The 24276-nt window shown below is 72.3% G+C and carries 19 protein-coding genes; 9 read left to right on the top strand and 10 right to left on the bottom strand.

What is annotated here, in order from left to right:
• Positions 1 to 2: 2 nt before the first annotated feature.
• Positions 3 to 1013, top strand: coding sequence for a COX15/CtaA family protein (locus ACZ3ZD_RS25635; protein ID WP_467401629.1), 1011 nt, complete (start codon positions 3 to 5; stop codon positions 1011 to 1013).
• A gap of 235 nt (positions 1014 to 1248) precedes the next feature.
• Here ACZ3ZD_RS25635 and ACZ3ZD_RS25630 read toward each other — a convergent pair whose 3' ends face one another.
• The 3 genes from ACZ3ZD_RS25630 to ACZ3ZD_RS25620 form a co-directional block, all read right to left on the bottom strand.
• A complete protein-coding gene (locus ACZ3ZD_RS25630) occupies positions 1249 to 2355 on the bottom strand; it encodes an amidohydrolase family protein (protein WP_467401627.1) in 1107 nt (368 codons plus the stop codon).
• An 89-nt stretch (positions 2356 to 2444) separates the two neighbouring features.
• The gene (locus tag ACZ3ZD_RS25625) at positions 2445 to 2765 is read right to left on the bottom strand and encodes a hypothetical protein (protein ID WP_467401624.1); all 321 of its coding nucleotides are present in this window, start codon (positions 2763 to 2765) and stop codon (positions 2445 to 2447) included.
• Between the two features lie 70 nt (positions 2766 to 2835).
• A complete protein-coding gene (locus ACZ3ZD_RS25620; RefSeq protein ID WP_467401985.1) occupies positions 2836 to 3792 on the bottom strand; it encodes a heme o synthase in 957 nt (318 codons plus the stop codon).
• Between the two features lie 378 nt (positions 3793 to 4170).
• Between ACZ3ZD_RS25620 and tkt the strand changes: the two genes are divergently transcribed.
• From tkt to pgl, 5 genes are read left to right on the top strand one after another with little or no spacing between them, the layout of a single operon-like run.
• Positions 4171 to 6258: a transketolase gene (gene tkt, locus ACZ3ZD_RS25615; RefSeq protein ID WP_467401622.1), complete on the top strand. Its 2088-nt coding sequence runs from the start codon at positions 4171 to 4173 to the stop codon at positions 6256 to 6258.
• Positions 6259 to 6291: 33 nt separating this feature from the next.
• On the top strand, positions 6292 to 7410 hold the full coding sequence (tal, locus tag ACZ3ZD_RS25610; RefSeq protein WP_467401620.1) for a transaldolase: 1119 nt from the start codon (positions 6292 to 6294) through the stop codon (positions 7408 to 7410).
• A gap of 1 nt (position 7411) precedes the next feature.
• A complete protein-coding gene (gene zwf / locus ACZ3ZD_RS25605) occupies positions 7412 to 8950 on the top strand; it encodes a glucose-6-phosphate dehydrogenase (RefSeq protein WP_467401617.1) in 1539 nt (512 codons plus the stop codon).
• Positions 8947 to 10023, top strand: coding sequence for a glucose-6-phosphate dehydrogenase assembly protein OpcA (opcA, locus tag ACZ3ZD_RS25600; RefSeq protein WP_467401615.1), 1077 nt, complete (start codon positions 8947 to 8949; stop codon positions 10021 to 10023). The genes zwf and opcA overlap by 4 nt, the downstream gene beginning before the upstream one ends.
• Positions 10020 to 10802 carry a 6-phosphogluconolactonase gene (gene pgl, locus ACZ3ZD_RS25595; RefSeq protein WP_467401612.1) on the top strand — a complete coding sequence of 261 codons (783 nt, stop codon included), beginning with the start codon at positions 10020 to 10022 and terminating at the stop codon, positions 10800 to 10802. Before opcA ends, pgl begins: the two co-directional genes overlap by 4 nt.
• A 47-nt stretch (positions 10803 to 10849) precedes the next feature.
• Here pgl and ACZ3ZD_RS25590 read toward each other — a convergent pair whose 3' ends face one another.
• The 5 genes from ACZ3ZD_RS25590 to ACZ3ZD_RS25570 all read right to left on the bottom strand — a co-directional run bounded on the left by ACZ3ZD_RS25590 (position 10850) and on the right by ACZ3ZD_RS25570 (position 17496).
• Positions 10850 to 11689 carry a carbohydrate ABC transporter permease gene (locus tag ACZ3ZD_RS25590; protein WP_467401610.1) on the bottom strand — a complete coding sequence of 280 codons (840 nt, stop codon included), beginning with the start codon at positions 11687 to 11689 and terminating at the stop codon, positions 10850 to 10852.
• Between the two features lie 39 nt (positions 11690 to 11728).
• Positions 11729 to 13081 (bottom strand): ABC transporter permease, encoded by a 1353-nt coding sequence (locus ACZ3ZD_RS25585; protein WP_467401607.1) that lies wholly within the window; start codon positions 13079 to 13081, stop codon positions 11729 to 11731.
• Between the two features lie 11 nt (positions 13082 to 13092).
• A complete protein-coding gene (locus ACZ3ZD_RS25580) occupies positions 13093 to 14418 on the bottom strand; it encodes an ABC transporter substrate-binding protein (RefSeq protein ID WP_467401605.1) in 1326 nt (441 codons plus the stop codon).
• Positions 14419 to 14446: 28 nt separating this feature from the next.
• A complete protein-coding gene (locus ACZ3ZD_RS25575; protein WP_467401602.1) occupies positions 14447 to 16093 on the bottom strand; it encodes a glycoside hydrolase family 13 protein in 1647 nt (548 codons plus the stop codon).
• Between the two features lie 131 nt (positions 16094 to 16224).
• Positions 16225 to 17496, bottom strand: a complete 1272-nt coding sequence (locus tag ACZ3ZD_RS25570) for an ABC transporter substrate-binding protein (RefSeq protein WP_467401600.1) — start codon at positions 17494 to 17496, stop codon at positions 16225 to 16227.
• 133 nt (positions 17497 to 17629) lie between these two features.
• Between ACZ3ZD_RS25570 and ACZ3ZD_RS25565 the strand changes: the two genes are divergently transcribed.
• Genes ACZ3ZD_RS25565 through ACZ3ZD_RS25555 form a run of 3 tightly spaced genes read left to right on the top strand, consistent with a single transcriptional unit; the run spans position 17630 to position 21188 of the window.
• The gene (locus ACZ3ZD_RS25565) at positions 17630 to 18136 is read left to right on the top strand and encodes a PadR family transcriptional regulator (RefSeq protein WP_467401596.1); all 507 of its coding nucleotides are present in this window, start codon (positions 17630 to 17632) and stop codon (positions 18134 to 18136) included.
• On the top strand, positions 18133 to 18885 hold the full coding sequence (locus ACZ3ZD_RS25560) for an ABC transporter ATP-binding protein (RefSeq protein WP_467401594.1): 753 nt from the start codon (positions 18133 to 18135) through the stop codon (positions 18883 to 18885). Before ACZ3ZD_RS25565 ends, ACZ3ZD_RS25560 begins: the two co-directional genes overlap by 4 nt.
• Before the next feature lie 20 nt (positions 18886 to 18905).
• Positions 18906 to 21188 carry an ABC transporter permease gene (locus ACZ3ZD_RS25555; protein ID WP_467401981.1) on the top strand — a complete coding sequence of 761 codons (2283 nt, stop codon included), beginning with the start codon at positions 18906 to 18908 and terminating at the stop codon, positions 21186 to 21188.
• Positions 21189 to 21250: 62 nt separating this feature from the next.
• Here ACZ3ZD_RS25555 and pgi read toward each other — a convergent pair whose 3' ends face one another.
• Both pgi and ACZ3ZD_RS25545 read right to left on the bottom strand, forming a co-directional pair.
• Positions 21251 to 22903 carry a glucose-6-phosphate isomerase gene (pgi, locus tag ACZ3ZD_RS25550; protein ID WP_467401591.1) on the bottom strand — a complete coding sequence of 551 codons (1653 nt, stop codon included), beginning with the start codon at positions 22901 to 22903 and terminating at the stop codon, positions 21251 to 21253.
• A 52-nt stretch (positions 22904 to 22955) separates the two neighbouring features.
• Positions 22956 to 24209 carry an MFS transporter gene (locus tag ACZ3ZD_RS25545; RefSeq protein WP_467401587.1) on the bottom strand — a complete coding sequence of 418 codons (1254 nt, stop codon included), beginning with the start codon at positions 24207 to 24209 and terminating at the stop codon, positions 22956 to 22958.
• Positions 24210 to 24276: the final 67 nt, after the last annotated feature.

Raw genomic sequence — 24276 nt, 5'->3', positions numbered from 1 at the left:
CGATGGTGCGCGTGCCCAAGCTGAACCGCGCCGACACCGAGGCCGCCCTGCGCAACCCCCTCGCCTTCCTCGCCGACCGCTGGACCCCGGATCCCCGGACGGTCCGGCAGGCGGCGCTCGCCGCGCTCGTGATGTCGGTGGTCATCGTCGTCACCGGCGGCGCCGTCCGCCTCACCGGCTCGGGCCTCGGCTGCCCGACCTGGCCCACCTGCACCGAGGACTCGCTGACCACCACCCGGGCCATGGGCTTCCACGGGGCCATCGAGTTCGGCAACCGCATGCTGACGTACGTGCTGTGCGCGGCCGTCGGCTGGGCGATCATCGCCGCCCGTGCCGCGAAGCCGTGGCGGCGGGACCTGACCCGGCTGGGCTGGGCCCAGTTCTGGGTGGTCATGGGCAACGCGGTGCTCGGCGGCATCGTCGTCCTGGTCGGCCTCAACCCGTACACGGTCGCCGCGCACTTCCTGCTCTCCTCGGCGCTGATCGCCGTCGCCACCGTGATGTGGCAGCGCACCCGGGAAGGCGCCGGGGCGCCGCGTCCCCTGGTCGGCTCGGCGGTGCAGCAGCTGGTGTGGTTCCTGGTGGCCGCGACCGTGCTGCTCATCGCGGTCGGCACGGTGGTGACCGGCGCCGGGCCGCACGCGGGGGACTCCAGCGAGGTCGACCGCATCCACGTCACCTGGGAGACGGTCGCCAAGCTGCACGCGGTGCTCGCCTGGATCGTGGTGACGCTGACGTTCGCCCTGTGGTTCCTCCTGAAGGCGGTGGACGCCCCGGCGGGCCCCCTCGCGCGGACGCGGGAGCTGTTCGTGGTCCTGCTCGCGCAGGGAGTGATCGGTTACGTGCAGTACTTCACCCACCTGCCCGAGCTGCTGGTCGGCCTGCACATGTTCGGCTCGTGCCTGATCTGGATCGCCACCCTGCGCGTACTGCTCTCGCTGCGCGAGCGCCCGGATGCCGCCCTGGACGTGCCGGGCCCCTCGGCCGGGGTGACGGTGGGCACCCGCGCCTGACTCACCCGCAGGCGGTGGTCGGCGCGTCGGTCCCGGGCCGCTCGGTCCGGCGGAAGCACGGCGGGGAACGGCCCCGCACCACCGGCTGCGGCGGCACCCGCCCCGGGCACACAACGGTCCACGGCGCCGCGGCAGCACCCCCGTCGCCCGGCGCGGGCGGCACGGGCAGGCGCCGGGCGGTCCGCCGCCGGGACCGCACCTCCGTCCGGACGGCCCACCCCGCGCCGTACACCCCTCACTCCAGCCCGTACACCCGCCGCGCGTTGTCCGCCGCGATCAGGCGGGCCACCCGCTGGGCGTCCTCCAGGGACCAGGCGCCCTCCGCCACCCAGCCGCCCAGTACCCGGCCGAGGGCCTCCCGGAAGAGGCGGGCGCCGACGACGTGCAGTTCGGGCAGGCCCTGGGCGCCGGTGGAGAACAAAACCTTGCCGAAGGGGGCCAGCTCCAGGATCTCGGCGAGGACCGTGGCCGCCCCGGCACCGGTGCGCACCAGGGCGGCGCCCGAGTCGGCGTAGACGTGCGGGAAGACCCCGGCCAGGTGGGCGGCGTGGCGGTGGTACGGGTAGCCGTACAGCAGGATCAGGTCGGTGCCGAGGCCGGCGGTGGCCCGGACGAAGTCGGTGAGCAGCACCGGGTCCGTGCGGTCGGTGCGCGAGCCGGGCTCGCCGAGGCCGGCGTGCAGTTGCAGCGGCAGCCCCGAGGCGACCGCGATCCACAGCAGGTGGCGCAGCAGCACCGGGTCGGTGAGCGGGCCGCCGACCCGCCGCCCGGCCAGCCAGCGGCCCGCCGCGCCCCGCACCTCCCCGGGGCCGGGCGGCTCGGGCGCGAGGGCCAGGCCGTGCCGCAGGCCGGCGACGGAGGTGAAGGCGACGGCGGTCGCCGCGGCGCCGTGCACCGACTCGGCGAGGTTGGCCAGGAAGGACTCGACGGTGCCGGAGGTGTCGGCGACCTGCTCGGCGAGCGGCTCCAGCCGGATGACCTCGTGGGCCCGGGCCGCCGCGGCCGAGGCCAGTTCGGCGGGACCCGTGAGGTCGCCGGGCAGGCCCGAGTCGACCAGGTACGTCGTGATGCCGCTGCCGCGCAGCAGCCGGCGCCCCGCCTCCAGGGCGCCCAGCTCCCGGCGCCGGGCCAGATAGCGGGCGGGCGGGCAGTGCGGTTCGAGGCCGAGCAGGGGCGGGCACCAGCGCCGTACGGCGAAGCCGGTCTGGGTGTCGAAGAGGGTGGTGCCGGGGGCCGGTGGCCCCTCGGTGCGGGCCAGCTGGGCCTCGAAGGTGCCGAGGCCCAGTTCCGTCCGCAGTACGCCGTGGCAGTACTGGTCCACGAGGGACGGCGTCTCGATCATCCCGGCCTCCCGTGTGCGCTGGCTTTCACCGCCTAACGGGTGAACGGGGCGTGAGGTCGCGGCCGGACCGGCACTGCCTTCGGCGGAGGTCAGCCGCCGATCTGCAGACCGGCCATCCGCTTCCACTCGTAGGAACCCGTCCGCACCTTGGCCGCGAAGTCACCGTCGAAGGACTCGTGGACCGTGATGCCGGCCTTCTCCACCGCCTGCCGGGCGATCTCGGTGCTGGGCGCCACCAGGTCGCCCCAGCCGCCGTCCTCGCCGACCAGGACGATACGGGCGCCGCGTTCGCCGATGTGGGCCACCTGGCCCTCCGCGCCGCCGTGCGCCTTCGCGAAGGCGGTGATCCGGTGGGCGAGCCGGGACACTGTGCGCTCGGCCCGCGCGTCAACCTGCTGCGTGTCTGCCATGCCCAGGATGCTACCGACGGGTAGCCCGACTGGCGAGGTCAGGGCGCTGTGACATACGACCGCCGTGGCCTCAGCGCAGGAACGGGTCCACCGCGATCGCCACGAACAGCAGGGACACGTAGGTGATGGACCAGTGGAAGAGCCGCATCTCCTTCAGCTTCCCGCCCGTGACCTCGGCCTTGGCCCGGTTCTGCAGGGCGTGCGCCTCCCACAGCCACCAGCCGCCCGCGGCCAGGGCGACGGCCGTGTAGAACCAGCCGGTGTAGCCGAGCGGGGTGAGCAGCAGGGAGACGGCGACCATCACCCAGCTGTAGATGACGATCTGCCGGGCGACGACCTTGTTGGACGCGATGACCGGCAGCATCGGCACGCCCACGCGCGCGTAGTCCTCCTTGACCTTCATGGACAGCGGCCAGTAGTGCGGCGGCGTCCAGAAGAAGATCACCAGGAAGAGGATGAGCGGCGCCCAGGAGAGTGAGTCCGTCACGGCCGACCAGCCGATCAGCACCGGCATGCAGCCCGCGATGCCGCCCCACACGATGTTCTGCGCCGTACGCCGCTTGAGGAGCATCGTGTAGACGACGACGTAGAAGAGGAGGGCCCCGAGCGAGAGCCAGGCGCTCAGCCAGTTGACGGTGAGGCCGAACAGCAGCGTCGAGCCGACGGCCAGGGTGATGCCGAAGGCCAGGCACTCGCGCGGGCTGACCATGCCGGTGACCAGGGGCCGCTGCGAGGTGCGGTCCATCAGGGCGTCGATGTCCCGGTCGATGTACATGTTGAGCGCGTTGGCGCCGCCCGCGGACAGATAGCCGCCGACGCAGGTGAGCAGGACCAGCAGGAGGTCGGGCACGCCCTGCTGCGCCAGGAACATCACCGGAACGGTGGTGATGAGCAGCAGTTCGATGATCCGCGGCTTGGTCAGCGCCACGAACGCCTTGACACGGGCCCCGAACGGCCGATGAGCCGGACCCTGGCTCGCACCACCGAGCAAAGCCGCTGGACGGGATTCGACGGCCGTCACGCACACCCCTGACAGAGACATCCCAGCGAGCCTCCCCCTGTGAAGTACCGGTAAAGGCTCGCGCGTACCACGCCACTTTAGACGTTGCCCATACCCCGCCCTTCGCGGGGGTGGGGTCGTGTTGGAGCGCGCCCCATAAGAGGGGAGCGGGCACTCGATTGAGCGCTCAGATGACCGCCTCCGTATTCATGTGCCGAACGGCTCCCCGGCCGGCCGGGAGGCGGATCGCACCGAGTCCCGGCAGTCTGTAAACACTCGAAAAAACGCACGTCCTCACGGGGGTAGGCTCGACAACGGCCGGTGGGCGCCACGCCCTCCGGCGGCCGGATGGGCGCACGCCCCGACGACCGGCGACCGACATGTGGAGAGGAGCCCTGACCCAGGGTGAGCACCAAGCCGACCACCACAGACCTTGAGTGGACCGAGCTGGACCAGCGGGCCGTGGACACCGCCCGGGTCCTGGCCGCAGACGCCGTACAGAAGGTCGGCAACGGCCATCCCGGTACGGCGATGAGCCTGGCCCCGGCCGCCTACACCCTCTTCCAGAAGGTGATGCGGCACGACCCGGCCGACCCCGAGTGGGTGGGGCGCGACCGTTTCGTGCTGTCCGCCGGCCACTCGTCCCTGACCCTCTACACCCAGCTCTACCTGGCCGGCTTCGGCCTGGAGCTGGACGACCTGAAGGCGTTCCGCACGTGGGGTTCGAAGACCCCCGGTCACCCGGAGTACGGGCACACCAAGGGTGTCGAGACCACCACGGGTCCGCTGGGCCAGGGTGTGGCCAACGCGGTGGGCATGGCGATGGCCGCCCGCTACGAGCGCGGCCTGTTCGACCCGGAGGCCCCGGCCGGCGAGTCGCCCTTCGACCACTTCGTCTACTGCATCGCCGGTGACGGCTGCCTCCAGGAGGGCATCTCCGCCGAGGCGTCCTCGCTGGCCGGCCACCAGAAGCTGGGCAACCTGATCCTGCTGTGGGACGACAACCACATCTCGATCGAGGGCGACACCGAGACGGCCGTCTCCGAGGACACCGTCAAGCGGTACGAGGCCTACGGCTGGCACGTGCAGCGGGTGGAGGCCAAGGCCGACGGCGACCTGGACCCGCAGGCGATCTTCGCCGCGATCCAGGAGGCGAAGAAGGTCACGGACCGGCCGTCCTTCATCGCGATGCGCTCGATCATCGCCTGGCCCGCCCCGAACGCGCAGAACACCGAGGCCGCGCACGGCTCGGCGCTGGGCGAGGAGGAGGTCGCGGCCACCAAGCGCGTCCTCGGCTTCGACCCGGAGCGGAGCTTCGAGGTCGCCGACGAGGTCATCGGGCACACCCGCAAGGCTCTGGAGCGGGGCGCCGAGGCGAAGGCCGAGTGGGAGAAGTCCCTCCAGGTGTGGCGGGACGCCAACCCGGAGCGGGCCGCCGAGTTCGACCGGATCAGCAAGGGCGAGCTGCCCACCGGCTGGGAGGAGAAGCTCCCGGTCTTCGAGCCCGGCAAGGCCGTCGCGACGCGTGCCGCGTCCGGCAAGGTGCTGCAGGCGCTCGGCGCGGTGATCCCCGAGCTGTGGGGCGGCTCCGCCGACCTGGCCGGCTCGAACAACACCACGATCGACAAGGACAGCTCGTTCCTGCCCGAAGGCAACCCGCTGCCGGAGGCCAACCCGTACGGCCGCACGATCCACTTCGGCATCCGCGAGCACTCCATGGGCGCGGAGCTGAACGGCATCACGCTGCACGGCAACACCCGGGTGTACGGCGGCACCTTCCTCGTCTTCTCCGACTACATGCGCAACGCGGTGCGCCTGTCGGCCCTGATGCACCTGCCGGTGACGTTCGTGTGGACGCACGACTCCATCGGTCTGGGCGAGGACGGCCCGACCCACCAGCCGGTCGAGCACCTGGCCTCGCTGCGCGCGATCCCGGGCCTGAACGTCGTACGGCCGGCGGACGCCAACGAGACCGCGATCGCCTGGCGCGAGATCCTCACGCGCTGGACGAAGGAGTTCGGCAAGGGCCAGCCGCACGGCCTGGCGCTCACCCGTCAGGGCGTGCCGGCGTACGAGCCGAACGAGGATGCCGCGCGTGGCGGCTACGTCCTGTTCGAGGCCGAGGGCGGCGAGGCGCAGGTCGTCCTGATCGCCACCGGTTCCGAGGTGCACGTGGCCGTCGAGGCGCGCGAGCGGCTCCAGGCCGACGGCGTCCCGACCCGCGTCGTCTCCATGCCGTGCGTGGAGTGGTTCGAGCAGCAGGACCAGGGGTACCGGGACTCCGTGCTGCCGCCGTCCCTCAGGGCCCGCGTCGCCGTCGAGGCGGGCATCGGTCTGACGTGGCACAAGTACGTCGGTGACGCCGGCCGCATCGTTTCCCTGGAGCACTTCGGTGCCTCCGCGGACGGCAAGCTGCTGTTCAAGGAGTTCGGCTTCACCGCGGAGAACGTGGCCGCGAAGGCGCGGGAATCCCTCGCCGACGCCCAGCGCTGACGCTCATATACGACACGTAGGAGATGTAATTCCATGACAGACGCACTCAAGCGCCTCTCCGACGAAGGCGTCGCGATCTGGCTGGACGACCTGTCGCGCAAGCGGATCACGTCCGGCAACCTCGCCGAGCTGATCGACCAGCAGCACGTCGTGGGCGTCACCACCAACCCGACGATCTTCCAGAAGGCGATCTCGCAGGGCGACGGCTACGACCAGCAGCTGTCGGACCTCGCCGCCCGCAAGGTCACCGTCGAAGAGGCCATCCGCATGATCACCACGGCGGACGTCCGCGACGCGGCCGACATCCTGCGCCCGGTCTTCGACGCCACCAACGGCCAGGACGGCCGGGTCTCCATCGAGGTCGACCCCCGTCTCGCGCACAACGAGCACGCCACCGTCGCCGAGGCCAAGCAGCTGGCCTGGCTGGTGGACCGCCCGAACACCCTCATCAAGATCCCGGCCACCTTGGCGGGCGTCCCGGCGATCACCGAGGTCATCGGCCTCGGCATCAGCGTCAACGTCACGCTGATCTTCTCGCTGGAGCGCTACCGCGCGGTCATGGACGCCTACCTCAGCGGTCTGGAGAAGGCCAAGGAGCGCGGCCTGGACCTGTCCAGGATCCACTCGGTGGCGTCCTTCTTCGTGTCCCGCGTGGACACCGAGATCGACAAGCGCCTGGACTCGATCGGCACCGACGAGGCCAAGGCGCTGCGCGGCAAGGCCGCCGTCGCCAACGCGCGGCTGGCGTACCAGGCGTACGAGGAGGTCTTCTCCTCGGACCGCTGGAGCGCCCTGGAGAACGCGGGCGCCAACAAGCAGCGTCCGCTGTGGGCGTCGACCGGCGTGAAGGACCCGGCGTACCCGGACACCCTGTACGTCACCGAGCTGGTCGCCCCGAACACGGTCAACACCATGCCGGAGGCCACGCTGGAGGCCACCGAGGACCACGGTGAGATCACCGGCAACACGGTCGCCGGCACCTACGAGCAGGCGCGCGCCGACCTCGACGCGTTGGAGAAGCTCGGCATCGCGTACGACGACGTCGTGCGGGTGCTGGAGGACGAGGGCGTCGAGAAGTTCGAGGCGTCCTGGAACGACCTGCTCAAGTCGACCCAGGCGGAGCTCGAGCGCCTCGCCCCTTCGGAGGGCTGAGTTGTCACCCGTTTCCGGTTCCGGGGCGAACCCGCTTCGTGACCCGGCAGACCGACGGCTCCCGCGCATCGCGGGGCCGTCGGGCCTGGTCATTTTCGGGGTCACGGGCGACCTGTCGCGCAAGAAGCTGATGCCCGCGGTGTACGACCTCGCCAACCGGGGTCTGCTGCCGCCGGGCTTCTCGCTGGTGGGCTTCGCCCGCCGCGACTGGGAGCACGAGGACTTCGCCGAGGTCGTCCACGACGCGGTCAAGGAGCACTCGCGCACCCCCTTCCGCGAGGAGGTCTGGCAGCAGCTCATCCAGGGGATGCGCTTCGTGCAGGGCACCTTCGACGACGACGACGCCTTCGAGCGGCTGCGCGCCACCATCGAGGAGCTGGACAAGGCGCAGGGCACGGGCGGGAACTTCGCCTTCTACCTGTCGGTGCCGCCGCGGTCCTTCCCGGTGGTCATCCAGCAGCTGAAGAAGCACGGTCTGGCCGACCAGACCGGCGGTTCCTGGCGGCGCGCGGTCATCGAGAAGCCGTTCGGACACGACCTGGCGTCGGCCGAGGAGCTGAACAAGGTCGTGCACGAGGTGTTCGAGCCGGACCAGGTGTTCCGGATCGACCACTACCTCGGCAAGGAGACCGTCCAGAACATCCTGGCGCTGCGCTTCGCCAACACGATGTTCGAGCCGATCTGGAACCGGTCCTTCGTGGACCACGTGCAGATCACGATGGCCGAGGACATCGGCATCGGCGGCCGGGCCGGCTACTACGACGGCATCGGCGCCGCCCGGGACGTCATCCAGAACCACCTGCTGCAGCTGATGGCGCTGACCGCCATGGAGGAGCCCGCCTCCTTCGGCGCGGACGCGCTGGCGGCGGAGAAGGAGAAGGTGCTCGGCGCCGTCCGGCTGCCGAAGGACCTGGGCGCCAACACCGTGCGCGGGCAGTACGCGGCGGGCTGGCAGGGCGGCCAGCAGGTGATCGGCTACCTCGAAGAGGACGGCATCGACCCCAAGTCGAAGACCGACACCTACGCCGCGGTCAAGCTGGAGGTCGACAACCGCCGCTGGGCGGGCGTCCCCTTCTACCTGCGCACCGGCAAGCGGCTGGGCCGCCGGGTCACCGAGATCGCGGTCGTCTTCCAGCGGGCCCCGCACTCCCCGTTCGACACCACGGCGACGGAGGAGCTTGGCCAGAACGCGATCGTCATCCGCGTCCAGCCGGACGAGGGCGTCACGGTCCGCTTCGGCTCCAAGGTGCCGGGCACCTCGATGGAGATCCGGGACGTCTCCATGGACTTCGCCTACGGCGAGTCGTTCACGGAGTCCAGCCCGGAGGCGTACGAGCGGCTGATCCTCGACGTGCTGCTCGGCGACGCCAACCTCTTCCCGCGCACGGAGGAGGTCGAGCTGTCCTGGAAGATCCTCGACCCGATCGAGGAGTACTGGGACAAGCACGGCAGGCCCGCACAGTACAAGTCGGGCACCTGGGGTCCCGTGGAGGCGGACGAGATGCTCGCACGAGACGGACGGAGCTGGCGGCGGCCATGAAGATAGACCTGACCGACACCACCGCCGGAGAGATCAACAAGGCACTCGTGCGGGGCCGCCGCGCCATCGGCACCCCCGCCGTCGGCATGGTCCTCACCCTCGTCATCGTCACCGACGAGGAGAACGCCTACGACTCCCTCAAGGCCGCCAACGACGCCTCGCGCGAGCACCCCTCGCGCACCCTGGTGGTCATCAAGCGGGTCTCGCGTTCGCCGCGCGACCGCACGTCCTCCAGGCTGGACGCCGAGGTGCGGGTGGGCGCGGAGGCGGGCACCGGCGAGACGGTCGTCCTGCGGCTGTACGGCGAGGCCGCGGACCATGCCGACTCGGTGGTCCTGCCGCTGCTGCTGCCGGACGCCCCGGTGGTCGTGTGGTGGCCGGTGAACGCCCCGCTCGACCCGGCGAAGGACCCGCTGGGCGCGCTCGCCCAGCGCCGGGTCACCGACACCTACGCGGCCGAGGAGCCGGTGCGGGAGCTGTCCGCCCGCGCCTCGGCCTACACGCCCGGCGACACCGACCTGTCCTGGACCCGGATCACGCCGTGGCGCTCGATGCTCGCGGCCGCCCTGGACCAGGTCACCTGTGAGGTGAAGGCCGTCGAGGTGGAGGGCGAGGAGTTCAACCCGAGCTGTGAGCTGCTGGCGATGTGGCTCGCGGACCGGCTGGACGTGCCCGTGAGGCGTTCGCTGTCCTCCGGTCCGGGTCTGACGGCGGTCCGCATGGACACCACCCACGGCCCGATCGTGCTGGACCGGGCGGACGGCTCGCTGGCCACGCTGTCCATCGAGGGCCAGCCGGCCCGCGCGGTGGCGCTGAAGCGGCGGGACACCGCCGAGCTGATCGCGGAGGAGCTGCGCCGGCTGGACCCGGACGACACCTACGCGTCGGCGCTGCGCTATGGCGTGGAGCGGCTGGACACGGTTCCGCGGCAGGCCGCCGAGCCGGCCGCGGAGGAGCCGGCCGGGCCGGTCGCCGAGCCGGAGCCGGTCGAGGAGGCCGCGAAGGCGCCCGCGAAGAAGGCGGCGGCCAAGACCGCGAAGAAGGCACCGGCGAGGAAGGCGGCGGCGAAGTGAGCACTCCGCAGCTGGTCGTCCACCACGACAAGGAGCTGATGGCGCAGGCCGCCGCGGCCCGCCTGATCACGAAGATCGTGGACGCGCAGGCCTCCCGGGGCACGGCGTCCGTGGTCCTGACGGGCGGCCGCAACGGCAACGGCCTGCTGGCCGCGCTGGCGGCGGCTCCCGCCCGGGACGCCGTCGACTGGGGCCGGCTCGACCTGTGGTGGGGCGACGAGCGCTTCCTGCCGGAGGGCGACCCCGAGCGCAATGTCACGCAGGCCCGCGAGGCCCTGCTGGACTCGGTGCCGCTGGACCCGGAGCGCGTGCACGCCATGCCCGCCTCCGACGGCCCGTACGGCACGGACGTCGAGGCGGCGGCGGAGGCGTACGCGGCGGAGCTGGCGAAGGCGGCCGGTCCGGAGAACCACGGCCCGGTGCCGACCTTCGACGTCCTGCTGCTGGGTCTCGGCCCGGACACCCATGTGGCCTCGCTCTTCCCGGAGCTGCCCGCGGTCCGGGAGACGGAGCGCACGGTGGTCGGCGTGCACGGCGCTCCCAAGCCGCCGCCCACCCGGATCTCGCTGACCCTCCCGGCGATCCGCGCGGCCCGTGAGGTCTGGCTCCTCGCGGCCGGCGAGGACAAGGCGGAGGCCGCGGCCATCGCCCTGTCCGGCGCGGGCGAGATCCAGGCCCCGGCGGCGGGTGCGTACGGCCGCTCGCGCACCCTGTGGCTGCTGGACTCGGCGGCGGCCTCCCGGCTGCCGAGGTCGCTGTACCCGCCGGCGTCCGCGTGACACCGGCGCACGGCTGACGGAGGCGGGGGCCCCGGCCCCCGCCTCCGCTATTTCACCGACCCCGCCATCACGCCCTGCACGAAGTGCCGCTGGAAGGCGAAGAACACCACGACCGGCACGATCAGGGACAGGAACGCGCCCGGCGCGAGGACGTCGATGTTGCTCCCGAACTGGCGGATCTGCGACTGGAGTTCCACGGTCAGTGGCTGGGCGGAGCTGTCCGCGAAGAGCAGGGCGACCAGCATGTCGTTCCACACCCACAGGAACTGGAAGATGGCGAGCGAGGCGATCGCCGGGCGGCCCACCGGCAGCACCAGCCGGGTGAAGATGCGCCACTCGCTGCCGCCGTCCATCCGGGCGGCCTCCAGCATCTCCTTCGGGATGTCCGCGAAGTAGTTGCGCAGCAGGAACACGGCGAACGGCAGGCCGTAGGCCACGTGGAAGAGGACGACCCCTGGGATCGTGCCGAACAGGCCCAGCGCGCCGAAGAGTTTGGCGACGGGCAGCAGACCGATCTGGACCGGCACCACCAACAGGGCGACCACCAGCAGGAACAGGGGTTCCCGCAGCGGGAAGTCCAGCCAGGCGAAGGCGTATCCGGCGAGGGCCGCGATGACGACGACCAGGGTGGTGGCCGGCACCGAGATCAGCACGGTGTTCCAGAACGCCTGGGTCATCCCGGCGTTCTTCAGCAGCGCCGAGTAGTTGTCGAAGGACAGCTGGCCGGGGCTGGTCAGCGCCGTCCACCAGCCGCCCTTCGCGGTGTCCTGGGCCGAGCGCAGGGAGGACACGAACAGTCCGGCCAGCGGGGTCAGCCAGACCAGGCCGACGACCACCAGGAAGGCCTGCACCAGGCTGCTGCCCAGGCCGCGCCTGATCGCGTTCATCGCCGGCTCCTCGTCGTTGGCTCGTCCATCACTGACTCCTCATCGCTGACTGCTGCGGAAACGGCGGACGTTGAAGACCATCGCGGGGATCACCAGGAGCAGGAGCAGCACACCGAGGGCGCTGCCGAGGCCCTGGTCGTTGCCGCCGCCGAAGGAGACCAGCCACATCTGGGTGGCGAGGACGGTGGCGTCCTCCTGCACCGGTCCCGGCGCGATGATGTAGACGAGGTCGAAGACCTTCATCACGTTGATCACGAGGGTCACGAAGACGACCGTGAGCACGGGCGCGAGCAGCGGCACGGTGATCCGGCGGAAGATCTGCCACTCGTTCGCGCCGTCCATCCGGGCCGCCTCCAGCGCGTCCCGGGGCAGCGAGGAGAGGCCGGCGCCGATCAGGACCATCGCGAAGCCGGTCCAGATCCACAGGTACGCGCCGATGATCGCCGGGGTGACGAGGGTCGGGCCGAGCCAGGAGACGCCCTGGTAGGGCGGGGCGAAGTTCGACTCGGGCAGTTTCACGGTGTACGGGCCCCGCGCCAGTCCGGAGAAGCGGAAGGCGCCGTCGGCGGCGGTCGTGGTGCTCGCGACCGTCTTCCCGTCGCGCACCGCCTGGACCGTCATGCCGGGCAGGCCGCTCTCCTTCGGGTCGACCGCGCCCTGCCTGCCGCCCCCGCCGGGGGTGAAGTCCAGGTAGACGACCCCGCGGAGCTCGTCGGGAGCGGCTTTTTCGCCGGCCGCCGCGCGGGCGGGTGAGGCGTCGCGGGGCAGGTCCTTCGGCAGGACGCCCACCATTGGGAGGACCACCGAGTCGCCCGCCGAGGCGGTCGTGCGGTAGGAGCCGCCCGGGTCCTGGGTGAGGGCTCCGGCGCGGCCGCGGGCGGTCGGGTAGGTCGACGTGCCCTGGAAGGCGTCGTGGACGGAGACGACGGCCGCGTTCAGTACGCCCTTGTCCGGGTCCTCGTCGTAGGCGAGCCGGAAGATGATGCCGGCGGCGAGGAAGGACACCGCCATCGGCATGAACAGGAGCAGCTTGAAGGCGGTCGCCCAGCGGACCTTCTCCACCAGGACGGCCAGGATCAGGCCGAGGCCGGTGAGCAGGGCGGGCGCGACGACGACCCAGATGGTGGTGTTGCGGACGGCCTTGAGGGTGGCCGGGTCGCGGAACATCTCGGCGTAGTTGGCGCCGCCGACGAACCGGGTGCCGGAGGCGTCGAAGAAGCTGCGGCCGACGGAGAACAGCACCGGGTAGACGACGAGGGCGCCGAGCAGGAGCAGCGCGGGGAAGACGAACAGCAGGGCGACGAGCCGGCCGCGGCGCCGGCCGCGGCGCGCGGGCGCCGGGCCGGCGGCCCGCGGGCCCGCCTGCTGCTTCACAGCGGTGGTGGCGGTCATGGTGCTGCCGCTCAGTCCTGGTAGGCCTTGGCCGCCGCGGCTTCCAGTTTCGCCGCGGTGCCCTTCGGGTCGGACGGGTCGCGCAGGAAGTCCTGGAGCAGCTTCCACTCGCCGGCCCCCTTGGTGCCGCCGAAGGCCGCCGGCGCCTGGTCGGACATGTCGAAGCGGACCGAGTCCCCGGCGCCGACCAGGGACTTGGCGGTGGCGCGGGTGACGTCGTCGCCGTACGCGGAGGGGTCCAGCTTCCTGTTCGGGGACAGGAAGCCGCCCGCCTTGGCCCAGACGGCCGCGGCCTCGGGGGTGGCGAGGTACTCCAGGAGCTTCATGCCGGCCTTGGCGTTCTTGGCGTCCTTGAGGACGACGGCCGCGTCACCGCCGCTGACGACCGGGGCGGTGCCGCCGTCGACCGCGGGGAAGGGGAAGAAGTCGGCGTCCTTGCCGACGGTCCTGCCGTACTGGTCGTGGGCGACCCCGGCGACGAAGTCGCCCTCGTAGACCATGCCGGCCTCGGGCCTGGGTCCGAAGACCTTCTCCACGGAGCCGGGGAAGTCCGTGTTCAGGGCGCCCTGCCGGCCGCCCGCGATCAGCTGCTTGTCCTTGAACAGCTTGCCGAGGGTGGTGAGCGCCCTGACCACGGTCGGGTCGGTCCACTTGAGCCGGTGGGCGGCGAGGGCGTCGTACTTCTCGGGGCCGGCCTGGGAGAGGTAGACGTTCTCGAACCAGTCGGTGAGGGTCCAGCCGTCCTGTCCGGCGACGGCGAAGGCGGCGAGTCCGGAGTCGGAGACGGTGTGCCCGGCCTTGAGCAGGTCGGCGTAGGTCTTCGGGGGGCGGACCCCGGCCTGGGTGAGGGCGTCGGGGCTGTACCAGACCGTCGACTTGTGGGCGGCCTTGAAGTAGAGGCCGTAGAGGGTGCCGTCGACGCTGCCGTACTTCTGCCAGACGGGGGCGTAGTCGGCGCCGATGGTCTGCCGGGCGGTCGGCGAGAGCGGCCGGAGCCAGCCCTTCTTCGCGAACTGCTGCAGGACGCCGACCTGCGGGACCATCACGACGTCGGGTGCGTTGCCGCCCTCGATCTTGCTGCCGACGACGGTGGAGACGTTGTCGCCGGTCGACACGAACTGGGTCTTCGCGCCGGTCTTCTCGGTGAACGCGTCCAGGACCTTCTGGAAGTTCTTCTGCTCGCTGCCGGACCAGACGCCGGCGACGGTGACGGTCTGGCCGCTCAGGGCCTTGTCGCCGCCGCCGGCGGAGACGTCCCCGCCGCCGCAGGCGGTGGCGCCGAGGGCGAGCGTGAGGGCAATGCAGCCGGTGAGCAGGGGGGTACGTCGTCGCATCATCGTTGATGTCCCTTCGGGAGGCGGTGGATCAGAGGTCGTTCAGCCACCAGGCCGCCGTGGCGCCGGGCAGGACGCCGGGCGGGCAGGGGCCGCTGGACAGCAGGGGGGTGCCGGAGACCGGCGCGGGTGTGGGGGCCGTACCGAAGTTGACGGCGCAGACCAGGCCGTCGCCGCGGACGAAGGCGAGGACGCCCGGTGGGGTGTCCAGCCAGTCCAGCGGGCCCTCGCCCAGTTGGGGCAGGGTCTGGCGCAGGTGCAGGCCCTCCCGGTACAGGTGCCAGAAGGAGCGGGTGTCGGCGAGGGCGCGGTCGGTGGCGTACTCGGCGAAGTACTCGGGCTGAGGCAGCCAGGGCCTGGCGCCCTCGGCGCCGGAGCTGAAGCCGAACGGGGAGGCCTGCCCGGACCAGGGCAGCGGCACCCGGCAGCCGTCGCGGATCCGGGCGCGGCTGCCGGTGCGCCGGAAGATCGGGTCGGTGAGCACGTCGTCGGGCAGGTCGACGACCTCGGGCAGGCCGAGTTCCTCGCCCTGGTAGATGTACGCGGCTCCGGGCAGCGCCAGCATCAGCAGTGCGGCGGCGCGGGCGCGGGCGGCGCCGAGGCCGCTGCCCCCGGGGACGGGCTCGCCGTAGCGGGTGACGGTGCGGACCTGGTCGTGGTTGTTGAGGACCCAGGTGACGGTGGAGCCGGTGCCGGCGATGTCCTGCATGGCCTCGGAGACGACCTTGCGGAAGGCGTCGGCGTCCCAGGGGGCGCCGAGCAGGTCGAAGAAGAAGGCCTGGTGGAGTTCGTCGGGGCGGACGTACAGGGCGTGTTCGCGGGCGGTGGGGACGGAGACCTCACCGACGAGCAGGCGTTCACGGCCGTCGCGGGCGCCGTACTCCTCGCAGAGGGCGCGCCAGCGGCGCCACACCCCGTGCACCTCGGGCTGGTTCCAGGCGAGCGGGTTGACGGAGTCGCGGGTGCGGGCGTCGGCCTCCGGGTCGTCGGAGTCCGGCAGGCCGGGGTGTTTGAACAGGCCGGCGGCGACGTCGATGCGGAAGCCGTCCACGCCCCGGTCGAGCCAGAACCGCAGGGTGCGGTCGAACTCGTCGGGGATCTCGGGGTTGCGCCAGTTCCAGTCGGGCTGCTCGGGCGTGAACATGTGCAGGTACCACTGGCCGTCGGGGACGCGGGTCCAGGCCGGTCCGCCGAACATGGCGTGCCAGTTGTTGGGCGGTTCGGCGCCGTCGGGGCCGCGGCCGTCGGCGAAGTGGAAACGGGCGCGGGCCGGGCTGCCGGGGGCGCTGTCGAGGGCCTCGCGGAACCAGGGGTGCTCGCTGGAGCAGTGGTTGGGGACGATGTCGAGGAGCACCTTGATGCCGAGCCGCCGGGCGGCCGCCATCAGCAGGTCGAACTCGGCGAGGTCGCCGAAGACCGGGTCGACGTCGCGGTAGTCGGCGACGTCGTAGCCGTGGTCGTGCTGCGGCGAGGGGTAGAACGGGCTCAGCCAGATCCCGTCGACGCCGAGCTTCTTCAGGTACGGCAGCCCGGCCCGGACGCCCGCGAGGTCGCCGATGCCGTCGCCGGTGCTGTCCAGGAAGCTGCGGACGTACACCTGGTAGATCACGGCGTCCCGCCACCAATGATGCCTGTTCAACCCTTGGTACCTGTCTCTGGAAGGGGGGCTGTTATGCATGCATGTTAGGTAGGAGGCTCACGCAGGTGTCAACGAAATGAACAGAAGATACCGGCCAGTTGAGCTGGCAAACGTCGACAAATCACCCCAACACGACAGCAGTCGTGATGGTGGCGTTACTTAACAAGTAACTAGCGGTGGGCGATGGCGTCGAGTTCGCGCGCCAGCCGGCACACGGCCTGCCCGGGCGTCTGGCGCCCGGTCAGCGCGTCCTGCGCGACCGCCTGCACCGCCAGGCTGACCTGGTCGTAGTGCGGGCTCTTGGGGCGAGGCCGGGCGGTGAGCACGGCGGTGCGCAGGGTCGGCAGATAGGGGAACCGCTTGATGAGCGCGGGATCCTCGTACAGCCCGGCGCGCACCGGGGGCAGCGCGCCCCGCGTGAGCACCTCGCGTTGCACGGGCGCGCTGGTGAGGTAGGCGATCAGGCGCGCGGCGGAGTCCGGGTGCCGGGCGTGGGAGTTGATCGCGAGGTTGGAGCCGCCGAGGACGCTCGTTCCGGGGCCGTCGGGGCCGGGCAGCGGTACGGCGCCGATCCGGCCGGCGACCTTCGAGCCCCGTTCCGAGGCGACGGCGTAGGCGTAGGGCCAGTTGCGCAGGAAGAGCAGCCGGCCGTCCTGGAAGGCCTGTTTGGACTCCTCCTCCTTGTAGGTCAGCGCCCGCTTCGGGATCCAGCCCTCGCGCAGGCCGCGGGCGAGGAAGCCGATGCCCTCGCGGGCGGCGGCCGAGTCGACGGTGACGCGGGTGCCCTCGCCGCCGAGGATGGTGCCGCCGGCCGAGTACACCGCCTCGGCCGCGTTCACGGTCAGGCCCTCGTAGGGCAGGAACTGGCCCGCGTAGCCGTCGAGTCCGTACTTCGGCGCGATGGTCTTCGCGTCGCGCTCCAACTCGGCCCAGGTGTGCGGCGGGGACACGCCTTCCTTGGCGAGTATGTCCTTGCGATACAGGAGAAGTCCGGCATTCGTGACGTACGGGACCGCGTACAGCCGTCCTTCGTACGTGGCCGTGTCCACGACCGGCGGCAGGAAGCTGTCCAGCGGGAAGCGGTCGCGGGGCAGCGGCCGGATCCAGCCGGCCGCCGCGAACTCCGAGGTCCAGTCGACGTCGATGTTCAGCACGTCGAACCGGCCCCGGTCGCCACCGCGCAGGTCGGTCGTCATCTGCGCGTGCGTCTCGTCGGCGGAGTCCGGCAGCTCGACCAGGGTGACCTTCTCGCCGGGATGCGTGCGGTTCCAGCCCTTCAGCAGCGGGCCGAGATAGCCGGTCAGGTCGCCGGCGGTGGCCAGGGTGAGCGGGCCGCGCCCGCCGCCGGCCGCCTCGCCGGCGCGGGCGCCGGAGGTGACGTACCCGGCCAGGAGCACCACGAGAACCAGAAGGCCCCTACCGGCGGCGTGTATCCACCGCATAGGTTCCTCCCTGTACACCGGTACCACGGGCACCCTTGCCCACCCTCGTCCGAGGACCGAGGCCATGTATACCCGTTAGGTATGCGCGATACTAGGGCCTGGAGCACATGGAGCAGACAGGAGGACAGCACGAGTGCGCCTGCCCCTCCTGGCACTCCTCGCCCGCGGCCCGGCCCACGGCTACGAGCTGAAGCAGGACCTTGAGCTACTGCTGGGCGCCGCGTACCCTCAGCCGAACGTCGGCCAGATCTACGTCACCCTCGGCCGCCTGGAGAAGTCCGGGCTGATCGCGGGCGAGGACGTCGAGCAGTCCAGCCGGCCCAACAAGAAGGTCTACCACCTCACCGAGGCCGGGCGTGAGGCGCTGCGCGTCTGGTTCGAGGAGACCGAGGACGAGCCGCGGGTGCGGGACGAGTTCTTCATGAAGCTCGCCCTGGCCTCGGAGACCGGTCTCGCCGACCGGATCGCCCTCATCAACCGGCAGCGGCGCCAGTACCTCAACACCATGCGCGACCTGTCGAAACTGGCCGCGGCCGAGAACCGGGACAACCGAATCGCCCAGCTGCTGATCGAGGGCGCGATGCTGCACCTGCAGGCCGACCTCGACTGGCTGGAGCGGTGCCAGGAGGAACTGGAATGACCGAGCAGCCCACCGAGGTGCTGCGCGCCGAGGGCCTGGTGAAGACCCACCACGGCGAGGGCGCGCCCGCGCACGCCGTGCGCGGGGTGGAGCTGAGCGTGGCCCGCGGCGAGTTCGTGGCGATCACCGGGCCCTCCGGGGCCGGCAAGTCCACGCTGCTGCACCTGCTCGGCGGCCTGCAGCGGCCGGACGCGGGCAGCGTCTGGCTCGACGGCCGGTGCACGGACTCCTTCAGCGAGGCCCGCTGGGCGGTGGAGCGCCGCAAGGCCATCGGGATCGTCTTCCAGTTCTTCAACCTGGTGTCGAACCTGTCCGTCGCCGACAACGTCGAGCTGCCCGCACTGCTGGCCGGCGTCCCGCCGAGGAAGGCCCGCGCGGAGCGGGAGGCGCTCCTGGCCGAGCTCGGCCTGGAGGGCAAGGAGCGCAGCATGCCGGGCGAGCTGTCCGGCGGCGAACAGCAGCGGGTCGCGCTGGCCCGGGCACTGGTCAACCATCCGCCGCTGCTGCTCGCCGACGAGCCGGCCGGCAGTCTGGACAGCAGGGGCACCCGCGAGGTGATGCGGCTGCTGTCCCGCTTCCACGCGCGCGGCCAGAGCATCGTCCTGGTCACCCACGACGCCCGGCTGGCCAGCGCCGCGGACCGGGTGATCAGCTTCTTCGACGGCCGCATCGCCGACGACGCGACCCTGGACGCGACGCCGTCGCCCCGGCGGCCCGGCATCTCCGGGGTCCTGGAGCTGAGGGACTGACCGTGCCGGACCTGAGGGACATGCGGGCCACGCTGCGCTGGGCGCACTCCGACCTGCGGACACACCGCGGCGAGGCGCTGTTCCTGGTGCTGGCCACCGCCGGCATCGTCGCCTCCCTGCTGCTGGCCACCGCCTTGTTCGGCTACGCCACCAACCCCTGGCAGCGGACCTTCGCCGAGACGCGCGGGGCCCACGTGTGGCTGCATACCGCGCCCTCCGCCGACGCCCGCCGGCTGGCCCGGCTCGACGGCGTCACCTCCGTCGCCGGCCCCTACCGCACCGAGCCCGCCACCGTCGCCGTCCGCGGCGCCCGCGCCTCCGTCGAGCTGCGCGGCACTCCCCGCCCGCCCACCGTCGGCCGGCCCCTGCTCACCGCCGGACACTGGCTGAACCCGGCCGCGCCGGACGGGGTGGTACTGGAGAGCAGCCTGGCCCGTGCCCTGCTGGCCGAGCCCGGCGACACCCTGTCCCTGCCCGGCACCGCCCGCACCCTCACCGTCGAGGGCATCGCCGACAGCGCCGACCCCCCGTACCGCCCCGGCGAGCAGCCGGGCCTGGTGTGGGCGTTGCCGTCCGCGGTGCGCGCCCCCGCCGGCCAGATCATCGGACTGCGACTCGACGATCCCGCCGACACCGACTACGCCGTCCAGCGCGCCGTCACCGTACTGGGCGCCGGCGCGGTCGGCGAGGTCTCCACCTGGCAGCAGGCCCGCGCCGAGGCCCAGGGCGCCGGCCGGCTGCTGGGCCAGGTGCTCGGGCTGTTCGGACTGGGCGCGCTGGTCGCCGCCGGGTTCGCGGTGCACGGCGCGATCGCCACCCGCATCCGCGGACACCTGCGCGACCTGTCGGTGCTGAAGGCGATCGGCTTCACGCCCGGCCAGGTCGTACGGATCTTCCTGCTCCAGCACCTGGCGTACGCCCTGCTCGGGGCGGTGGCCGCGGCGGCCCTCACCGAGATGCTGGGCAGCCGGGTCCCGGGACGGCTCGGGGACGCGGTGGGGGTGTGGCAGGGGCTGCCCGGGCACACCCTGGCGCTGTGCGCGGTACCGGCGGGCGCGGTGCTGTTCATCGGCCTGACCACGGGGCTCGCGGCCTGGCGGGCGGGCCGGGTGCCGCCGGTTCCGGTGCCGCGCCCGGCCGCGACGAGGGGCGGGGGACTGACCGGACCGGCCCGGCGGGCGCTGGGCCTGCGGCTGCCGGCCGCGCTGGTCCTCGGCTGCCACAAGGCGTTCGCCGGGCGCGGCCGGTCCCTGGCCACCGTGGCCCGGCTGACCCTGCCGCTGCTGCTGATCGTCGTGGCGCTCAGCGCCTGGACCACGCTCGACCGCTTCCACAGCAGCCCCGAGCGGGTCGGACTGCCGACGACGCTCACGGTCCGCTCGGACGGCGCCCTGGACGCGTCCGGCGTACGGGCCGTGCTCACGCGCGACTCCCGGGTCCGCGCCGCCTACCCGGGTGTCGAGGTGGCCGCGCTGGTCCCCGGCCAGACCGGCACCATCGCCCTGCGCGGCGTCGGCACCCGCGCCGAGCCCTACCCGTACGCCCTCGCCGAGGGCCGCGCCCCCCGCGGACCGGACGAAGCGGTGGCCGGCCAGGGCCTGCTCGACGTGCTGCACGCGCGGGTCGGCGACTGGGTGCGGATGACGGTGGGCGACCGGCCGCAGATCCTGCACATCGTGGGCCGCACCCTCGAACCGCGCAACGCCGGCCGGGTCGTGACCACCTCCCTGGACACCCTCCGCGAGAACGACCCCGGTCTGGCCCCCGCCTTCTACGAGCTGCGGCTGCGCCCCGGCGCCGACCCGCACCGCGTGGCCACCGCGCTCGCCTCCGCCGGCCGCGGCCACCTGGAGGTGCACCCCGTGACGAACCCCGCCGACGGGCTGTCCCCGCTGCGCGGTGTCGTCGCCGGGCTGATCGCCGTCCTGGCCCTCATCGGACTGGTCGAGCTGCTCACCGCGATCGGCGGCACCGTCCGGGAGGGCGAGCGGGACGTCCTGGCGCTCCGGGCGATCGGCATGTCTCCCCGGCAGATCACCGCGATCACCGTGACCGCGACGAGCTGTACGGCCCTGGCGGCGGTCGTCGCCGGTATCGCGCTCGGGCTGCCGCTGGCCCGCCGGCTGATCGACGCCCAGGGCGGCTCCAGCGGCATCGGCGCCGGAATCGCCCAGTCCCCCTCCCCCGGCCTGCTGCTCCTGCTGGGCACGTCCGCCGTCCTGGGCGCGGCGGCCCTGGCCACCCTGCCGGCGACCCGCTCGGCCCACCGCCGCCTCGCGGACACGCTGAGCGCGGTGGGATAGCGGGGGCTGAGCGAGGGCTGAGCGGGCAGGGCCGTGCGGTGGGCGGGGCGGTGGCCGCGGGCTCAGCTCCGGCCGCGCAGCTCCCGGTACCTGGCGACCAGCGCCCTGGTCGACGCGTCCAGACCCGGGACCTCGGCGCCCTCGGTGAGCGCGGGCTCGATCCGCTTGGCGAGGACCTTGCCCAGCTCCACGCCCCACTGGTCGAAGGAGTCGATGTTCCACACCGCGCCCTGCACGAACACCTTGTGCTCGTAGAGGGCGACGAGCTGGCCGAGCACGGACGGGGTCAGCTCCCGGGCGAGGATCGTGGTCGTCGGCCGGTCGCCCTGGAAGGTCTTGTGCGGTACCAGCTCCTCGGGCACGCCCTCCGCGCGGACCTCCTCGGCGGTCTTGCCGAAGGCGAGCGCCTGCGTCTGGGCGAAGAAGTTGGCCATCAGCAGGTCGTGCTGGGCCTTGAGTTCACCGCTCAGCTCGGCGACCGGCTCGGCGAAGCCGATGAAGTCCGCCGGGATGAGCCTGGTGCCCTGGTGGATCAACTGGTAGTAGGCGTGCTGCCCGTTGGTGCCGGGCGTGCCCCACACCACCGGTCCGGTCTGCCACTCGACCCGCTTGCCGTCCCGGGCGACGGACTTGCCGTTGGACTCCATGTCCAGCTGCTGGAGGTAGGCGGTGAACCGGGAGAGGTAGTGGCTGTACGGCAGCACCGCGTGCGACTGGGCGTCGTGGAAGTTGCCGTACCAGATGCCCAACAGCCCGAGCAGCAGTGGGACGTTGGCTTCGGCGGGCGCGGTGCGGAAGTGGTCGTCGACGATCCGGAAACCGTCGAGCATCTCGCGGAAGCGGTCCGGACCGATGGCGATCATCAGGGACAGACCGATCGCTGAGTCGTACGAGTACCGTCCGCCGACCCAGTCCCAGAACTCGAACATGTTGTCCGGGTCGATGCCGAACTCGGCGACCTTCTCCGCGTTCGTGGACAGCGCCACGAAGTGCCGGGCCACCGCCGCCTTGTCACCGAGCGCGTCCAGCAGCCACTTCCGGGCGGAGGTCGCGTTGGTGATGGTCTCGATGGTGGTGAAGGTCTTGGAGGCGATGATGAACAGCGTCTCCGCCGGGTCCAGGTCCCGCGTGGCCTCGTGCAGGTCGGCGCCGTCCACGTTGGAGACGAAGCGGACGGTGAGGTCGCGGTCGGTGAAGGCGCGCAGCACCTCGTAGGCCATCGCGGGGCCGAGGTCGGAACCGCCGATGCCGATGTTGACGACGTTCCGGATGCGCTTGCCGGTGTGGCCGGTCCACTCGCCGGAGCGGACCCGGTCGGCGAAGCCGGCCATCTTGTCGAGCACGGCGTGCACGGCCGGCACCACGTTCTCGCCGTCGACCTCGATCACCGCGTCGCGCGGGGCGCGCAGCGCGGTGTGCAGCACGGCCCGGTTCTCGGTGACGTTGATCTTCTCGCCGCGGAACATGGCGTCACGGAGGCCGAAGACGTCCGTGGCCGCGGCCAGCTCGCGCAGCAGCCGCAGCGTCTCGTCGGTGACCAGGTGCTTGGAGTAGTCGAGGTACAGGTCGCCGACCTGGAGTGTGTACCCCGTGCCGCGCGCGGGGTCGGCGGCGAACAGGTCCCGCAGGTGGGTGTCCGCCAGCTCCTCCCGGTGCTTGGCGAGCGCGGTCCATTCGGGCGTCTGGTGGAGCCTGGTGCGGCCGTCTGCGTTCATATCCGACTTCAGCCTTCTTTCGTGCCTGTCCCAGCTGTTCCAACCTAATTGATCACCGCACGGCGTGAGCCGCGGTGACGCCGTCGTCCGGCGCGACCACAGGTACGTCCGCCGCGCGGACCGGTATCAGCGCGATGACGGACAGGACGAAGAACGCGGCCGTGAGCAGGGCCGGCGTGCCGGGCCCCCAGACCGTGGCCACGGCACCGCCGAGCAGCGCGCCCAGCGGGGCACCCGCGACGGCCAGGGTGCGGAAGGCCGAGCCGACCCGGCCGAGCAGGCCGGCGGGGGTGCGTTGCTGCATCAGGGTGGTGGAGTTGACGTTCCACAGCATGCCCATGAACCCGAAGACCGCGAGGGCGGCCATCAGGGCGGCCAGGCTGCGCACGGTGCCCATGACGACGAGGGCGCCGATCTGCACGGTGCCGGCGAGCAGCACGGCCCGCAGGGCGCCGGTGCGGGCCGTGATCCGCCGGTTCGCCACTCCCCCGGCCAGCCCGCCGACGGTGTACGCGGTGGCCGCCGCCGCGTATCCGCCGCTGCCCGCGTCCAGCCGGCCGGTCACGAGGACCACCAGGGTGGCGATCAGGGCGCCCATGCCGATGTTGCACAGGGCCGTGGAGGCGCACAGCCCGCGCAGGGCCCGGTCGTGCCACAGGGTGCGCAGCCCCTCGGCGATGTCCCGGCGCAGGGTGGCGCCCGCCGGAGCCGGCGCCCGCTCGGGCGCGCCGGTCCGCAGGGACGCGACCAGCGCGGCGGCCACGAGGAAGGTGACCGCGTCGGCCGCGAAGGGCGCGGCCATCCCGGCGGCGATCAGGACCGGCACGGCGGGCGCCCCGAGCAGACCGCCGCTGATCCTCTGCCCGGTCAGCAGCCGGGCGTTGGCACCGCCCAGGGCCTCCCGGTCCACCAGCGCGGGCAGCAGGGCCGTGGCCGCGTTGTCGAAGAGGGTCTGAAGGGTGGTCAGTGCGAAGGCGAGGGCGATGAGCAGGCCGATCGAGGCGTGTCCCAGGGCGACGGCCACCGCGAAGGCGGCGACCAGCAGTCCGCGTGCCGCGTCCGCCGTCCACATCGCCCGCCGCTGGTCCACGCGGTCGGCGACCGCCCCGCCGAACAGGCCGAAGACGATCCACGGCAGGTAGCCGCAGGCGGTCACGGCGGCGATGGGCAGGGGCCGGTCGGTCAGCGAGGCCGCGAGCAGCGGCAGCGCGGCCGTACGCAGCGCGTCACCGAAGCTGGAGAGCACTGCGGCGCTCCACAGCCGTCCGAAACCCCCGCGCCACGCGGGCGCACGCCGCTCCGCCATCCCGACCGCCCCGACCGCCCCGACCGCTGTCACAACTCCCCCTCACGGTTCACGCCTTCACGCAAAA

This window comes from Streptomyces sp. NPDC023481 (assembly GCF_055560195.1).
This window is presented reverse-complemented; position numbering and strand designations above follow the sequence as displayed.

What these genes read in the sequence shown, in the direction of transcription:
- ACZ3ZD_RS25580 (WP_467401605.1), bottom strand. Translation starts at nt 14,418, where the DNA reads ATGATGCGACGACGTACCCCCCTGCTCACCGGCTGCATTGCCCTCACG.
- ACZ3ZD_RS25555 (WP_467401981.1), top strand. Translation starts at nt 18,906, where the DNA reads ATGCGGGCCACGCTGCGCTGGGCGCACTCCGACCTGCGGACACACCGC.
- ACZ3ZD_RS25635 (WP_467401629.1), top strand. Translation starts at nt 3, where the DNA reads ATGGTGCGCGTGCCCAAGCTGAACCGCGCCGACACCGAGGCCGCCCTG.
- ACZ3ZD_RS25545 (WP_467401587.1), bottom strand. Translation starts at nt 24,209, where the DNA reads ATGGCGGAGCGGCGTGCGCCCGCGTGGCGCGGGGGTTTCGGACGGCTG.
- tal (WP_467401620.1), top strand. Translation starts at nt 6,292, where the DNA reads ATGACAGACGCACTCAAGCGCCTCTCCGACGAAGGCGTCGCGATCTGG.
- pgi (WP_467401591.1), bottom strand. Translation starts at nt 22,903, where the DNA reads ATGAACGCAGACGGCCGCACCAGGCTCCACCAGACGCCCGAATGGACC.
- ACZ3ZD_RS25590 (WP_467401610.1), bottom strand. Translation starts at nt 11,689, where the DNA reads ATGAACGCGATCAGGCGCGGCCTGGGCAGCAGCCTGGTGCAGGCCTTC.
- ACZ3ZD_RS25560 (WP_467401594.1), top strand. Translation starts at nt 18,133, where the DNA reads ATGACCGAGCAGCCCACCGAGGTGCTGCGCGCCGAGGGCCTGGTGAAG.
- ACZ3ZD_RS25625 (WP_467401624.1), bottom strand. Translation starts at nt 2,765, where the DNA reads ATGGCAGACACGCAGCAGGTTGACGCGCGGGCCGAGCGCACAGTGTCC.
- ACZ3ZD_RS25570 (WP_467401600.1), bottom strand. Translation starts at nt 17,496, where the DNA reads ATGCGGTGGATACACGCCGCCGGTAGGGGCCTTCTGGTTCTCGTGGTG.
- opcA (WP_467401615.1), top strand. Translation starts at nt 8,947, where the DNA reads ATGAAGATAGACCTGACCGACACCACCGCCGGAGAGATCAACAAGGCA.
- ACZ3ZD_RS25630 (WP_467401627.1), bottom strand. Translation starts at nt 2,355, where the DNA reads ATGATCGAGACGCCGTCCCTCGTGGACCAGTACTGCCACGGCGTACTG.
- ACZ3ZD_RS25575 (WP_467401602.1), bottom strand. Translation starts at nt 16,093, where the DNA reads ATGCATAACAGCCCCCCTTCCAGAGACAGGTACCAAGGGTTGAACAGG.
- ACZ3ZD_RS25585 (WP_467401607.1), bottom strand. Translation starts at nt 13,081, where the DNA reads ATGACCGCCACCACCGCTGTGAAGCAGCAGGCGGGCCCGCGGGCCGCC.